Genomic DNA, 12,717 nt, shown 5'->3' on the forward strand with positions numbered 1-12,717 from the left:
AGCCGGCGTCAGCCGGCCTTGCGGGCCTCCCGCGCCGCGATGGCGCGGGCGCGGACCAGCAGCGCCTGGGCGCGCTGCACGATCGGGATGTCGATCATCTTGCCGTCCAGCGACCAGGACCCGCGGCCGGAGGCCGCCGCTTCCTTGTCCATGGCCACGATCTTCTCCGCATAGGCGACCGCTTCGGGGGCGGGGCTGAAGCCGGCATTCAACACCGGCACCTGCGCCGGATGGATCGCCGAGGCGCCGACGAAACCGAAGGAGGCCGATAGCCGCACCACGCGCATGTACTCCTCGAGGTCGGAGTAGTCGGCGACCGTGCCGATGGTGCCCATCGGCATCAGCCCGTGCGCGCGCGCCGCCTGCAGGATCTGCTGCTTCGGCATCAGCATGGTTTCGCCATTCGGCACGCCGCCGACCGCGGTCGCGTAATCCTCGGCGCCGAGCGTCATGGCGATGTTGCGCGGCGTGGCGCGCGCGATCTCATGCGCCTGCGCGAGCGGGCCCGGCGCTTCGACCAGGATGACAAAGCGCAGCGTGCGGTCGGGGATGCCGCGCTTCTCCTCCAGCCGCGACACCAGCTCATCCAGCAGGCGCAGATGGTCCGGGCCTTCGGCCTTGGTCACCATGATGCCCTGCACGCCCGGCAGCACCGCCGCTTCCAGGTCGCGCACCGCGAGCTCCAACGGCTGGTTGATGCGCACCAGCAGGTCGGCCTTGCCTTCCTTGGCCAGCCGCTCCACCACGGATGGCAGAAGCTTGCGCGCATCGGCCTTGTCGGCCGGCGCGATGCTGTCCTCGAGGTCGAGCTGCAGCACATCGGCGCCGCGCGAGGACGCCTTGGCCACGAAGCGCTCGACATTGACCGGCACGAAAAGGCCGGAACGCCAGACGGGATGGGCGGGTGCGGTCATGTCTCGGTCCTCGCAAGGCCTGCGGTGATGCTGTCCTCGATCTCGGCGGCGGAGAAACCGGCCTCGGCGAGGATGTCCCGGGTGTGCTGGCCGAGCCGCGGCGCGGGGCTGCGGATCGCCCCCGGCGTGCCCGACATGCGGGTGGTGATGGCATGCATGGGGAAGCTGCCCATGTCCTCGTCCGGGTAATCGGCGACGAGGCCGCGCGCATGCACATGCGGGTCCTGCATGAAGCCGGTGATGTCGTAGACCGGGCCGATGGTGACCTCTGCCTTTTCGAAGAAGGCGACGTTCTCCGCCTGGGTCCGCTGCCCGATGAACTCCCCGATGATGGCATCCAGCTCGACGCCATGCGCGACGCGCTGCTCGTTGGTCTGGAAGCGCGGATCGTCACAGAGGTCGGCACGGCCGATCGATTGCAGCACGCGCATCGCCATGCCCTGGGTGGACGCGGACAGGCAGACCCAGCGGTCGTCCTTGGTGCGGTAGACGTTGCGCGGCGCGGCGCCGGTGCTGCGGCTGCCGGTGCGTGGCTTGACCTTGCCGGTCAGCCGGTAATTCGCCGCCTGCGGGCCGAGGGAATTGTAGAGCGGGTCGAGCAGCGGCAGGTCGATCACCTGCCCCTGGCCGCCATTCATCTCCACTTCGCGCAGCGCCGCCATGGCGGCGAAGGCGCCGGTCAGCCCGGCGAGGCTGTCCGCCAGGTACATCGGCGGCAGCACCGGTTCCCGGTCGGCGAAGCCGTTCATGCTGGCGAAGCCGGCGAAGCCCTCGACCAGCGTGCCGAAGCCGGGGCGGCGCTTGTAGGGGCCGTCCTGGCCCCAGCCGGAGATGCGCAGGATGACGAGCTTCGGCTCGATCTTCAGCAGCTCCTCCGGGCCGATGCCCATCGCCTCCAGGGTGCCGGTGCGGAAGCTCTCGACGAAGATCGCGGCCCCCGGGATCAGGCGGCGGATCAGATCGACGGCGCCCGGATGGCGGAATTCCATGCAGAGGCTGCGCTTGCCGCGGCTATGGATCTTCCAGGTCGTCTCCACGCCCTTGATGCGCCAGTGCCGCAGCGTGTCGCCCTCGCGCGGCTCCACCTTGATCACGTCGGCACCGAAATCGACCAGATGCTGGGTCAGCAGGTTGCCGGCGACCAGGCGGGAGAGATCGACGACGCGCAGGCCCGTGAGGGGGCCGCGGACGCCCGGCGTATAATCCGCACGCGGCAGTGCCGGTGCGTCAGGCTGCGACATGACCACTCTCCCGGAACACGATGCCGCCATGGCGCGGCAACCAGAGCCGAACCGCGTCGCCGGCCGGCGGCGTCTCGGTCTCGAGGCGCAGCGGGCCGCCGCCGAGATCGAGGCCCACCTGCCAGCGGCCACCGACATAGGACCGCGTCAGCACGCGCGCGTCGACCACCGATCCTTCGCCATTCGTCACCTCGCCGGCGGTCGCGACGCGCATCTGCTCGGGCCGGAAGGCGATGGTGACGCGGGCGCCCTGGGTCTGGGCACGCTCCGCCGCCACTTCGATCCGCTGTCCGTTGCCGAGCTCGAGCAGCGCGGTGCCGACCCCGGGCTCGGCGACCTTGGCGGGCAGGAAGTTGGTGGTGCCGATGAAGTCGGCGACGAAGGGATCGGCCGGCCGCTCATAGATGTCCTGCGGCGTGCCGAGCTGGGCGATGCGGCCGCCATTCATCACCACGATGCGGTCGGAGAGCGACAGCGCCTCGATCTGGTCGTGGGTGACGTAGATGGTCGTGAGGCCGAGCCGGGTGCGCAGCTCCGCGAGCCAGACCCGCGCCCGGTCGCGGAGCTTGGCATCGAGGTTGGACAGCGGCTCGTCCAGCAGCAGGATCGCCGGCTGGTAGACCAGGGTGCGGGCCAGCGCGACCCGCTGTTGCTGCCCGCCCGAGAGCATGTGCGGGTAGCGGTCGGCGAAGCGCTCCATCTCCACCAGCGCCAGCACCTCGGCGACGCGGCGCTTGCGCTCGGCGGCATTCACCTTGCGAAGCGTCAGCGGGAAGACGACGTTGTCGAACACCGTCATGTGCGGCCAGAGCGCATAGGACTGGAAGACCAGGCCGCAACCGCGCGCCTCCGGCGGCAGGTAGGTGCCGCGCGCGCCATCGAAATAGGTCTTGCCGCCGACGATGATGCGGCCCTCGTCCGGCCGGTCGAGCCCGGCGACGGCGGCGAGCGTCGTGGATTTGCCGCAGCCGGAAGGACCGAGCAGGGTCACGAATTCCCCGTCCGCGACATGGATCGAGACATTGTCGACGGCGCGGACGTCGCCGAAGCGCTTGACCAGCCCTTCGATCAGCAGATCAGCCATGGAGCTTCACCCCGAAGATGGCGCGGGCCGTGGTGATGCAGACCGCGATGACGGCCACCTGGATGGCGGCAAGGCCCGCGACCACACCCACTTCGCCCTGGACCCAGGTCTGCAGCAGCGCGGTGCCGATCACCTCGCTGCCCGGCGCGAAGAGGAAGATCGCGGTAGAGTATTCCTTGAAGAAGGAGATGAAGAGGATCGTGTAGCAGGCGACCAGCGCCGGCCGCATCAGCGGCATCATGATGCGCCGCGTGGTGGTCCACCAATCCGCGCCCTGCACGCGCGCGGCGCGGTCGAGGTCGGGGCTCACCTGCAGCAGCATCGGCGCGACGGCGCCGAGGCCGGCCGGGATGAAGCGCATGGTGAAGGCGATCACCAGGATCCAGATCGAGTTGCGGATACCGCCGATGCCGGGAATCAGGGCGAAGGCGTAGAAGAAGCCGATGCCCGCGACCACGCCCGGGACCGCACGCGGGAACAGCGCCACGTAGTGCAGCGGGCCGCGAAAGCGGAATTCCGAGCGATGGACGATCAGCGCGACCATGCCGATCAGCGCGGTCGCCAGCGCGGCGCCGACCAGGCTGACGAGGAAGGAATTCGTCACCGCCCGCGCATAGACCGGCTCGTTCAGCAGCGCCGCGAAGTTGTCGAGCGTCAGCACGTCGGCCAGCGGGATCATGGGCGAGAGGAAGGAGGTGAAGGCGCGCAGGATCAGCATGGCGATCGGCGCCACCCCGGTCATCACCACATAGACCAGCGCCGCGGCAAACAGTGGCCAGCGCAGCCCGCCCAGCCGGAAGGGACGCGGCCGCGTCGCCTTGCCGCCGAGCGTCACGAAGCGCCTGGTATTGCCGAGCAGCCGACCCTGCAGCCAGACCAGGAAGCAGATCACGATCAGCATCAGCGCAGCCGCCGTCGCCGCCAGGCCGTGGTCGGGGCGGGGGGAGGTGGCGCTGATGTTGAACAGGAAGGTGGTCAGCACATTGATGCCGGCGGGTTCGCCGAAGATCAGCGGCACCGAGAGCAGTTCCAGCCCGATGGTGAAGTTCAGCACCGCGCTGTAGGCGATGGCCGGCATCATCAGCGGCAGGGTCACGCGCCAGAGCGTGCGGAAGGTGCCGGCGCCGGAGACCCTTGCCGCTTCCTCGAGCGTCGGATCGGTCATGCCGGCGGAAGAGAGGCAATAGAGATAAGCGAGCGGCGCCTGCGACACGCCGGCGATGACAGCCATGCCGCCGAGCGAATAGAGGTTCCAGGGCGCATCGCCGAACAGCGATTGCCAGAACAGCGTCACATAGCCCGCCGGCCCGTAGATCGTGTACCAGCCGAAGGAGAGCACCAGCGCCGAGAGATAGAGCGGCCAGAGGAACAGCTCCCCCAGCACCCGGGCACCCGGCAGGTCGGTGCGACCGAACAGGATCGCCGCCAGCGTGCCGAAGAGCTGCGCCACCACCGTGGTCAGCCCAGCCAGCAGGAAGGTATTCCACAGGATGCGTGGGAAGCCCTCGTTCTGCGCCAGGCGCACGAAGTTCCCGAGCGTCAGCCGCGCGTCGTGATCGTAGAGCGCGCCGTCCAGCAGCGACTGGTACAGCACCGGCAGCAAAGGTGCCGCCACCAGCACGACGACCAGCAGCGTGGTCGCGTATTGGATCGGGGTTTCGCGCGGGAAGCGGGCCGGGGCGGCTGGCGCCCCGGTCTCCGAGGTGGTGGTGCTCATCGCGTCAACGCACGCCGTAGACGCTCTTCCAGCGGTCCGAGAAGGACTGGTAGTCCTCGATCATCTTCGGGTCGTAGTCGATGAAGCACATATTCTGCTCGCCGCCGATCTCCTGGGTGATGGAGCTGAAGGTGTGGCGGATGCCCTCGCCGGGCATCACGTCCGGGCGCGCCGGCGTCAGGCCGCCGCGGCCGAAGGCACGCTGGCCATCGGCGGAGGCGATGTAGTCCAGCATCAGCTTCGCCGCATTGGCGTTGCGGGCACCCTTCGGCACCGCGACGCCGCGCACCACGACCGGCTGCCCATCGCCGATGAAGTTCCAGCCGAGCACCCGGGCGCGCGCCGGATCATTGAGGCGCGGCCAGAAGGTGATCGCGGAGACGAACCAGCCCATGACGTATTCGCCGGAGGTCACCTTCTCCGTCATCGGGCCGCCGGACCGCTCCCAGCGTGGCTGCAGCTCCGCCAATTGCTGGAACCATTGCCAGGCCTGGTCGCCATGCTTGCGCGCGAAGGCGTAGTTGCCGGAATAGCCGAGGCCGCTGTTGTGCACGCCGTAGCTGGTGATCTTGCCGCGCCAGCTCCGCTGGTTGGCGACCGCGCGCTCGACGAACTGGGCGAAGCTGCGGGGCGCCTGCGCGTCCGGCACCAGCATCTTGTTGTAGATGAAGACCAGCGGGTCGGAGGAGCAGGTGTAGACGCCCGGCAGCGGCTTCGCCCAGGCCGGCCAGGCATCGTCCTCGGGTGATTTGTAGTCCAGCACCTCGCCGCGGCGATGGAGCTGGATCCAGCCGGCGGGCTCGGCGGTTGCCAGCAGGTCGCCGGTGCGGCTGTTGGTGCTGCGCTCCGCCAGGTAGCGCTCGAAGACGTCGCGGGTATTGGGCAGGTCCAGCGTCTCGACGCGGATGCCCGGATAGCGCTGGTTGAAGCCCTGGATCACCGGGCGCCAGTTCTCCGGCGACATGATGGAATAGATCAGCAGGGACCCTTCGCGCTGCGCCGCGGCCACGATCTCGTTGTAGCCGGCGGGGTAGCCGGCCGGCGCACCCTGCGCGGAAGGCTGCGCGCCCTGCGCGATCGCCGGGCGCGACAGGGCAGGGGGGATGGCCGCGCCCAGGGCGCCGGCCAGCGGCAGGGTCAGCACCGAACGGCGCCGGATGATGGTCATGCTCTTCGTTCCTCCCTTGCCGCCATCATCGCGGATGGCCGTTTTCACAGCGGCGCGAAGCAGCTTGCGCCGCTCCAACAGATTGGCGCAATAATTGGCGCCAATTCCCGGACGCCGCAAGGCGTTTTCTCGATAAGAATCGCCCATGAAGATTGCGTCCCGCGAAAAGCGGCCCCTGGCGCTGGAGCTCGCGATGATCATCCGCGGCGGCGGGTATCGCGCCGGCGAATGGCTGCGGCAGATCGACCTGGAGCAGCGCCTTGGCGCCAATCGCTTCGAGGTGCGGACCGCGCTCGCCGAGCTCGCGCTCCGCGGGACGGTGGAGCATGTGCCGAATCGCGGCTTCCGGGTGGCCGAGCATGACCGGGAGCGGCTGCGCCAGCTCCTGGACATCCGGGCCCTGCTGGAGGTGGAAGCGGCGGTGACCGCGCTGCCCCGGATCGATGCCGCGGCGCTCGAGGCGCTGGAGCGGCTCGCCGCCGCCTTCGAGCGGGCGGCCGCCGAGGGCACGAGGGCCGAGCAGAGCGCCACCAATGTCGCTTTCCATGACGGGCTCTATGGCCACACCCCGAACCGGGCACTGGGCGAGCTGGTGACGGAGATGCGCGACCGCGCCCGGCTCTGGCCGGTGGCGCTTTGGCCTTCCACCGCCGCCCTCAGGCGCAGCGTGGAGTCGCATCGCCGGATCCTGGATGCGATCCACGCCCGGGATGCCGGGGCGCTGGCGGCGGCGGTCAGGGACCATATCCTGCGCTCGGCCGCGAACGACCCGGCGGTGGACACCATCTCCTGATCGGGCTGATCGGGCGGGTGGCTTGCCAAAGCCGCGCCGACGGCGTTCAAAGCGCGCCCTCCCTCGGTCCGGCGGCTTCCTCCCCCATGCGCCCTGTCATCGGTATCGACTTCGGCACCACCAACAGCGTGGTGGCGGCGCTGGATGCGACCGGCGCCGTCACGGCCCTGACCCGTCCGACCGGGGAGGTATTCCGCTCGGTCCTTGCCTTCTGGAGCGGGGCCGGCGGGACCTTGCGGCACGCCGCCGGTCCCGACGCGATCGAGGCCTATCTGGAAGACCCGCTCGACAGCCGGCTCATCATGTCGATGAAGAGCTACCTGGCGCAGCGCAGTTTCTCCGAGACCCGGATCTTCGGCCGGAGCTGGAGCCTGGAGGCCCTGATCGGCCTGTTCCTGCGCGAATTGCTGGCGCCCTTCGCGACCGGTCTGGCGGGGGCGCGGATCGTCGTCGGCCGACCGGTGCGCTTCGTGGGCGATGCGCCCGATGACGCGCTCGGCGAAAGCCGCCTGCGCGCCGCCTTCGCCAGCGCCGGCTTTTCTGATGTCGAGGCGGGGCTCGAGCCGGCAGCGGCCGGGCATCGCTTCGCCGAAGGGCTGGATGCGCCGGCGACCGTGCTGGTCGGCGATTTCGGCGGCGGCACCAGCGATTTCTCCGTCCTCCGCTTCGATCCCGGTCCGCCGCGCCGGGTCGCGGCCCTCGGCCATGCCGGGGTCGGCATCGCGGGCGACGCCTTCGACTACCGCATCATCGACCGGCTGGTGCTGCCGCTGCTCGGCAAAGGCGGCAGCTACACGGTCATGGGGGGCAAGGCGCTGCCAATCCCGGTCGGCTGGTTCACCAGCTTCGCGCGCTGGCACCTGCTGTCGCTGATGCGGGCACCCCGCACCTTGCGCGACATCGCGGAGGTGGCGCGCACCGCGGCCGAGCCGGAGCGGCTGCGCCACCTGATCCGGCTGATCGAGGATGAGGCGGGCTATGCGATGTACCGCGCCGTTTCCGGCGTGAAGGCCGAGCTGTCGCGGGAGGATCGCGCGCAGCTCCGGTTCCAGCACGCCGATTTCAGCATCGACGCCGAAGTGCGGCGCAGCGATTTCGAAGCCTGGATCGCGCCGGAGCTCGCGCGCATCGGCGCTGCGGTCGATGCCGCGCTGGAGGATGCCGCCCTGCCCACGGCGCAAATCGACCGCGTCTTCCTCACCGGCGGCACCTCCCTCGTGCCGGCGGTGCGGGCCTTATTCGAACGGCGCTTCGGCGCCGCCCGCATCGTCACCGGCGGCGAGTTCGTCTCGGTCGCCGAAGGGCTCGCGCTGATGGGGCGCGAGTCCTGATACCAGTGGCACGAGCAATCTGCTCGTGCCGCGCACAGAAGGCGGGGCCATGCGGCCGCAGGCCGCCCCCGGTGTCCGCGGAGCGAGGCGAAGCCGATCCTCCTTCGCCGAGGCTCCGGAGGACGAATGCTCCGGGGCCGCGAATGCGGCCCCGCGCGCGACCATCAGCCGCCACCAATGCCGCCCCGACGGCGCGGAAGCCAAGCCGCGCGCCCGGCGTCTGAGGGCTAAGAAGACTCAGCCCACCGGCACGGTGAGCGCCATCGGCGGCAGCGCCGAGGCCTTGGCGTACCAGGCCTCGAGCTCGGGGCGGCCCGGCCGCCAGGGCTCATTGGCGTAGCGGAAGTCGAGATAGCCGAGCGCGCAGGCGATGGTGATCTCGCCGATCGTCGCCAGCCCGTCGAGTGTGCCGGCCTCCGCCTCCAGCGTGTTCAGCGCGGCTTCCACCTTGCCGCGCTGCAGCGCGATGTAGCTGACGCGGCCCTCGTCCTGCGGCAGCGCGATCTCGCGCCGGCGTGGCTGGCTCGCATCCATGATGCCGTCGCCGAGCGCCTGGCGGCGCAGCGCCGTCCAGCGGGCGGCGCCCGCAGCCGGGAACAGCTTCGGCGCGTCGCCCAGGCTGTCGAGGTATTCGCAGATCACCGGGCTGTCGTAGAGCATCGCACCTTCATCGGTGACCAGCGTCGGCACCTTCGACAGCGGGTTCAGCGGCGGCAGCGCCGGATCGGTGGTCGCCACCTTCCAGCGCTCGATCTTGGCGTCGAGGCCGCGCGCGATCGCGCAGGCGGTGACCTTGCGGACATAGGGGCTGGCGGGCGAATAGGCGAGCTTCATGGGGCGCTCCGTTTCCTTGCGACTGGCGTACGGACTGTCCCGCGCGGCGCGGCACTCGGCAAGCCTCGACCATCGCGGCGCTTGGCGTGCATAACGGCCCCCTTCATTCGAGGAGGACGATCATGACCGATACGAAGCTGGGCACCGGCGAGGAAGCGACCGCCGGGCGGCAGGTTTCCGTCCACTACACCGGCTGGCTGTTCGACGAGTTCTCGCCGGACAACAAGGGCATGAAGTTCGACAGCTCCCTGGATCGGGGCCAGCCGTTCAGCTTCGAGCTCGGCGCCGGCTATGTGATCCAGGGCTGGGACCAGGGCGTGGCCGGCATGCGGGTCGGCGGTGAACGCACCCTGGTGATCCCGCCGGAGCTCGGCTACGGCGCGCGCGGCGCCGGCGGCGTCATCCCGCCCAATGCCACATTGATCTTCGAGGTGGAGCTGCTCGCGGTCGAGTGAGAGTCTTTGTTTGGGCGCGCAGCCGCCACACCAACCCTGCGCGAGTCTTTGGTCTGGCGCGCAGCCGCCACACCAACCCTGCGCGCTGTCCGGCTCCGAAAGTCACGACTTTCTCCGCCGGGTATCAGGCAAGACTCTGCGTGAAGACACGCAGGTAATTCTCGGCCAGCAGCTTGCGGACCTCGGTGGCCTGGAAGCCACGCGCCAGCAGCGCCGCCGACAGCGTCGGCAGCGCCCGGTAGCTGCCGAAGGCGGATCCGCCGACCAGGCCACCCATGTCGCTGCCGAGCGCCACATGGTCGATGCCGGCCGCATCGACCATGCGTGCGATCCCGCCGGCGAAGGCGGTCATGTCCGCGAAGATGGTGGTCGGCGGCCAGATGCCGATGACGCCGCCGGTGCCGGCGATGATCCGCGCGTGGTCGCGCGAGATCTGCCGGCTGCGCGGCCCGGGCGCATTGGTGAGCGAGGTGTGCGACAGCACCAGCGGCTTGGTCGTCACCGCCGCCGCCTGCCGGACCAGGTCGTAGGTGCCGTGCGCGACGTCGACCACGATGCCGAGCCGGTTGCACTGCCGGATGACCTCGGCGCCGAAAGCCGTCAGGCCGCCATGCACCGGCGGCTCGGTCTGAATGTCGCCGAGCTCGTTGACGCGATAGTGCGTGAGCTGGAGGTGGCGCAGCGTCCAGCGCGCATGCGCCTCGGCGACGCGCGCGATCTGGCCTTCCAGGAAATCGGCACCCTCCGCGCTGACGATGATCGACGGGCGGTCGCCGCGCGCGGCGGCCAGCGCCGCAGCGTCTGCGATGATCCGCAAGCCCTGCTCGCGCGCCAGGTCATGGATGCGCTGGAAGGAGGTCTGGCCATAGGCGTAGAGCTCGCCGGGTGCGGGATCGCCGAAGGGACGGATGCGGCCATCGGAGGTGACCTGATGCGTCGGCGCATCGGGCACGGTCGCGAGGCAGAGCACCGCCATGCCGCCCTCCCGCATCGGGCCCGCGACCGGCGTGAAGGCTGCGCGCTCCGCGACGCGCTGGATGCCGATCACCCGGCCGGCATGGGAATGGATGTCCACCGTCGGGATGCCGGCCAGGGCGTCCCGCGCCGCGGCATCCGTCGCTGCCGGCGTGGTTTGCGCGCAGCCGCCGGTGGTGCCGAGTGCCATGCATAGCAGCGGCGCCGCCATCAGCGCGCGACGCCCCGCGAACACCCCGCGCGGCGCGCCCGGGGCACCGACGGCGCGGGCTTCGCGGAGTTGGAAGCGCCAGCCCGCGGGGTCATCGGTCAGCTCGTGCAGCGTGCCCGCCAGCCGCACGCGGCCGGGCCCGGCCGCGATGGCGCCGGCGGCGAAGACCTCGATGCGCCGCTCGGCCTCGCGCGGCAGGCAGCCCAGGCAGCAGGGCGGCGCATCGACCAGGGCCAGGTAGTCATCCGCCGCCTCGGGGCCGAAGCGGTACAGCCAGCCCTCGATCTCCACCGGCATGCCTGGCGCCCATTCAGCCGGAAGGCTCGCCAGCCTGTCGAAGCTGAGCCGCATCGCTGCCGTTCCGTTGCCCTGACGCCGCCGGGTTGATCGCGCTGCGAGCCTGCATCAACCGGGGCGCGGCTACAACGGCGCCGATCAGTCAGTCCCCGGGTCGCGAAGGTAGGGCTCCACCGTGCCCTGCAGCTTCATGGTCATCGGCCGGCCGCGCCGGTCCACCGCCTTGCCGAGGCTGACGCGGACCCAGCCTTCGGAGACGCAGTATTCCTCGACATTGGTCTTCTCCTGACCCTTGAAGCGGATGCCGACCCCGCGCGCCAGCAGCGCCTCGTTGAAATAGGGGCTGGCGGGATCGTTGGAGAGGCGGTCGGGAAGCGTATCGGACATGGCATGAACCTCAGGGATACGCGCGCACTGGCGCACGGGCGCCCTCGACTAGAACAGGATCGGCGCCGAAGGAAGCGCGATCGGGGTCACGGCCCCCGAGGCGCATCAGCAGCGCCGGCGTCATCTCGGCCGGCCTGACGATGCCGAGCATGGCCATGTTGCGCATGATCTCGGCCTGCAGCAGACGTGCGGCATGCCGCACGCCGGCCAGGCCCTCGGCCGCCGCGGCATAGAGGAAGGGGCGCGCCAGGAACACGAATTGCGCGCCGAAAGCATAGGCCTTGAGCAGGTCGGAACCGCGCCGGATGCCGCCATCATAGATCACCGTCATGTCGCCGGCCGCCGCCGCCACCCCCGGCAGCGCCCGCAACGGAGAGATGGTGCCGTCGAGCTGCCGCCCGCCATGGTTGGAGACGATGACGCCGTCGACGCCGTGCTCGCGCGCGATGTGGGCATCCTCGGCCGCCAGGATGCCCTTCAGCAGGAAGCGGCCCTGCCAGCGCGCCCGGATCTCAGCGACATGCGCCCAGGTGAGGTCCGCGCGGGTCCAGTCGGCGGGATTGCCGCGCGCCGAGAGCACGGGGCCGGAGCGCGTCGCCTCCATGTTCTCGAAATGCGGCACGCCATGGCGCAGCAGGGTGCGCAGCCCGGTGCCGAACAGCCAGCGCGGATGGGTCAGGCCCTGCCAGGCGAGGCGCGGCCCCGGCCGCAGCGGCAGGCGGTAGCCGTTGCGGAAATTGTTCTCCCGGTTGCCCGGCACCTGCACGTCGACGGTCAGCACGAAGGTGTCGTAGCCGGCGCGCGCGACGCGATCGACCAGGGCCCCGATCTTTGCGGGATCGCCCGGCAGATAGGCCTGGTACCAGGACGCGGCGCCGACCGCCTGCACCTCCTCCAGCCGGATCAGCGAAGCGCCGCTCAGGATCATCGGCATGCCGAGCTCCTTCGCCGCCCGCGCATAGACCAGATCGGCGCGATAGCCGCTCATGGCGCTGGCACCCATCGGCGCGATGCCGAAGGGCAGGGCATGCGCCTGCCCGAACAGCGATGTCGCGGTGCTGCGCTGTGCGACATCCTTCAGCACCCGCGGCAGGAAACCCCATTCGGCAAAGGCGTCTCTGTTGTCGCGGAGCGAGGCGTCGGTCTCCACGCCACCGCTGATATAGCCGTAGAGGATGCGCGGCAGGCGGCGACGCGCGGCCGCCTCGAAGTCGTCGAGCGACAGGTAGCGTCGCTGCAGGCGTTGTTCTTGCTTGGACGTCGTCATGATTGGCCTCTTGGAGCGGGAATGATCCTAGGGCCCGGTTCCT

General features: G+C 70.2%; 12 protein-coding genes. 3 read left to right on the forward strand and 9 right to left on the reverse strand.

The window, feature by feature from the left end; genetic code table 11:
• Nucleotides 1-8 precede the first annotated feature (8 nt).
• From GXW71_RS16525 to GXW71_RS16545, 5 genes are read right to left on the reverse strand one after another with little or no spacing between them, the layout of a single operon-like run.
• A complete protein-coding gene (locus GXW71_RS16525; RefSeq protein ID WP_211853640.1) occupies nucleotides 9-914 on the reverse strand; it encodes an HpcH/HpaI aldolase/citrate lyase family protein in 906 nt (301 codons plus the stop codon).
• Nucleotides 911-2,155, reverse strand: coding sequence for a CaiB/BaiF CoA transferase family protein (locus tag GXW71_RS16530; RefSeq protein WP_211853641.1), 1,245 nt, complete (start codon nucleotides 2,153-2,155; stop codon nucleotides 911-913). Before GXW71_RS16530 ends, GXW71_RS16525 begins: the two co-directional genes overlap by 4 nt.
• Nucleotides 2,142-3,239, reverse strand: coding sequence for an ABC transporter ATP-binding protein (locus GXW71_RS16535; RefSeq protein ID WP_211853642.1), 1,098 nt, complete (start codon nucleotides 3,237-3,239; stop codon nucleotides 2,142-2,144). Before GXW71_RS16535 ends, GXW71_RS16530 begins: the two co-directional genes overlap by 14 nt.
• Nucleotides 3,232-4,956, reverse strand: a complete 1,725-nt coding sequence (locus GXW71_RS16540; RefSeq protein WP_211853643.1) for an ABC transporter permease — start codon at nucleotides 4,954-4,956, stop codon at nucleotides 3,232-3,234. Before GXW71_RS16540 ends, GXW71_RS16535 begins: the two co-directional genes overlap by 8 nt.
• A gap of 4 nt (nucleotides 4,957-4,960) precedes the next feature.
• A complete protein-coding gene (locus GXW71_RS16545; protein WP_211853644.1) occupies nucleotides 4,961-6,124 on the reverse strand; it encodes an ABC transporter substrate-binding protein in 1,164 nt (387 codons plus the stop codon).
• A gap of 145 nt (nucleotides 6,125-6,269) precedes the next feature.
• Here GXW71_RS16545 and GXW71_RS16550 point away from each other — a divergent pair, with 145 nt between their 5' ends.
• Entirely contained in the window at nucleotides 6,270-6,917 is a 648-nt protein-coding gene (locus GXW71_RS16550; RefSeq protein WP_211853645.1) for a GntR family transcriptional regulator, read from the forward strand.
• Between the two features lie 86 nt (nucleotides 6,918-7,003).
• Complete coding sequence (locus GXW71_RS16555; protein WP_211853646.1) at nucleotides 7,004-8,248, forward strand: Hsp70 family protein; 1,245 nt, start codon at nucleotides 7,004-7,006, stop codon at nucleotides 8,246-8,248.
• A 237-nt stretch (nucleotides 8,249-8,485) separates the two neighbouring features.
• Here GXW71_RS16555 and GXW71_RS16560 read toward each other — a convergent pair whose 3' ends face one another.
• Nucleotides 8,486-9,082: a glutathione S-transferase N-terminal domain-containing protein gene (locus GXW71_RS16560; RefSeq protein ID WP_211853647.1), complete on the reverse strand. Its 597-nt coding sequence runs from the start codon at nucleotides 9,080-9,082 to the stop codon at nucleotides 8,486-8,488.
• 122 nt (nucleotides 9,083-9,204) lie between these two features.
• On the opposite strand from GXW71_RS16560, the gene GXW71_RS16565 reads away from it, so the two are divergent.
• Entirely contained in the window at nucleotides 9,205-9,537 is a 333-nt protein-coding gene (locus tag GXW71_RS16565; protein ID WP_211853648.1) for an FKBP-type peptidyl-prolyl cis-trans isomerase, read from the forward strand.
• Between the two features lie 124 nt (nucleotides 9,538-9,661).
• Here the strand turns inward: GXW71_RS16565 and GXW71_RS16570 are convergent, their stop codons facing one another.
• From GXW71_RS16570 to GXW71_RS16580, 3 genes are all read right to left on the reverse strand, one after another.
• Nucleotides 9,662-11,074 (reverse strand): dipeptidase, encoded by a 1,413-nt coding sequence (locus GXW71_RS16570; RefSeq protein WP_211853649.1) that lies wholly within the window; start codon nucleotides 11,072-11,074, stop codon nucleotides 9,662-9,664.
• 84 nt (nucleotides 11,075-11,158) lie between these two features.
• Entirely contained in the window at nucleotides 11,159-11,407 is a 249-nt protein-coding gene (locus GXW71_RS16575; protein WP_211853650.1) for a DUF3297 family protein, read from the reverse strand.
• A gap of 10 nt (nucleotides 11,408-11,417) precedes the next feature.
• Nucleotides 11,418-12,674 carry an alpha-hydroxy acid oxidase gene (locus GXW71_RS16580; RefSeq protein WP_211853651.1) on the reverse strand — a complete coding sequence of 419 codons (1,257 nt, stop codon included), beginning with the start codon at nucleotides 12,672-12,674 and terminating at the stop codon, nucleotides 11,418-11,420.
• Nucleotides 12,675-12,717 lie beyond the last annotated feature (43 nt).

Origin of the sequence: Plastoroseomonas hellenica (assembly GCF_018129085.1) — a bacterium.
Classification (GTDB): Bacteria; Pseudomonadota; Alphaproteobacteria; order Acetobacterales; family Acetobacteraceae; genus Plastoroseomonas; species Plastoroseomonas hellenica.